Source organism: Rhizomonospora bruguierae (assembly GCF_018397995.1).
Classification (GTDB): domain Bacteria; phylum Actinomycetota; class Actinomycetes; order Mycobacteriales; family Micromonosporaceae; genus Rhizomonospora; species Rhizomonospora bruguierae.
In genome coordinates, this window is the sequence record NZ_BBQH01000175.1 from 1 (window position 1) to 733 (window position 733).

The 733-nt window shown below is 63.8% G+C and carries 1 protein-coding gene; it reads left to right on the top strand.

Annotated features, from left to right (window positions below):
- Window positions 1–733: transcription termination factor Rho (gene rho / locus KJS59_RS30720; RefSeq protein ID WP_213457508.1), on the top strand; the 733-nt coding region annotated here is incomplete at both ends.

Consider the following 733-nt stretch of genomic DNA (forward strand, 5'->3'; position numbering starts at 1 on the left):
AGGCGCGTCGTCGTCCGGAGTTCTATAAGTTGACGCCGTTGTACCCGCAGGATCGGTTGCGTCTGGAGACGGAGCCGCAGGTGTTGACGACGCGGGTGATCGATCTGGTGATGCCGATCGGTAAGGGTCAGCGGGCGTTGATCGTGTCGCCGCCGAAGGCGGGTAAGACGATGGTGTTGCAGGCGATCGCGAATGCGATTACTCGGAATAATCCGGAGTGCCATTTGATGGTGGTGCTGGTGGATGAGCGTCCGGAAGAGGTCACCGATATGCAGCGGTCGGTGAAGGGTGAGGTGATCGCGTCGACGTTTGATCGGCCGCCGCAGGATCACACGACGGTCGCGGAGTTGGCGATCGAGCGGGCGAAGCGGTTGGTGGAGCAGGGTTTTGATGTGGTGGTGTTGCTGGACTCGATCACGCGGTTGGGTCGGGCGTACAACCTGGCCGCTCCGGCGTCCGGGCGGATCCTGTCCGGCGGCATCGACTCCACGGCGCTCTACCCGCCGAAGCGCTTCCTGGGCGCCGCCCGCAACATCGAGAACGGTGGTTCCCTGACGATCCTCGCCACGGCGCTGGTCGAGACCGGGTCGATGATGGACACGGTCATCTTCGAGGAGTTCAAGGGCACCGGCAACGCGGAGCTGAAGCTGGACCGGAAGATCGCCGACAAGCGGATCTTCCCGGCGATCGACATCGACCCGTCCGGCACCCGCAAGGAGGAGATCCTGCTGGC